The following is a 434-nucleotide window of genomic DNA, read 5'->3' on the forward strand; positions in this document are numbered from 1 at the left end:
ATACGAATGAAGACGGATTTTATGAAGTTCCGTCGCTTTCGACCGGTCTTTACAAGATCACCGCCAAAGCGAGCGGGTTTCAGGAAACAACCATCAGCGATGCACGTCTCGCAGTCGGCGATCGTCTTCGGGTGGACGTGAAAATGGGTGTCGGCGGTGTTAGTGCCGTCGTCGAGGTTGCCGATCAGACCCCGACCGATACCGAGACTTCGACGCTCGGCGATACGATCGGAGCTGCCCGCGTTGCCGATAATCCGGTCAACGGGCGCGATTTTACGCAATTGCTGGCAACGGTGCCGTGTTCGGTGCAGACAACCAATCAATTTCAGACAACGATCAACGGCATTCCGTCAACTTTCGGCGGAACGAGTGTGCTGGTTGACGGCATTGACGCGAGCCGCGTTGACGTTAACGGAACTTCGAATGTCCTCGGT

The 434-nt window shown here is 55.8% G+C and carries 1 protein-coding gene; it reads left to right on the plus strand.

All coding sequences use genetic code 11. The annotated features are described in order from the left end of the window. Positions 1-434 (plus strand): carboxypeptidase-like regulatory domain-containing protein (locus I6F37_RS40675; protein WP_225154472.1); only part of this gene is annotated, 434 nt, incomplete at both ends.

It is taken from the genome of Bradyrhizobium sp. NBAIM08 (assembly GCF_020193935.1).
Classification (GTDB): Bacteria; Pseudomonadota; Alphaproteobacteria; order Rhizobiales; family Xanthobacteraceae; genus Bradyrhizobium; species Bradyrhizobium yuanmingense.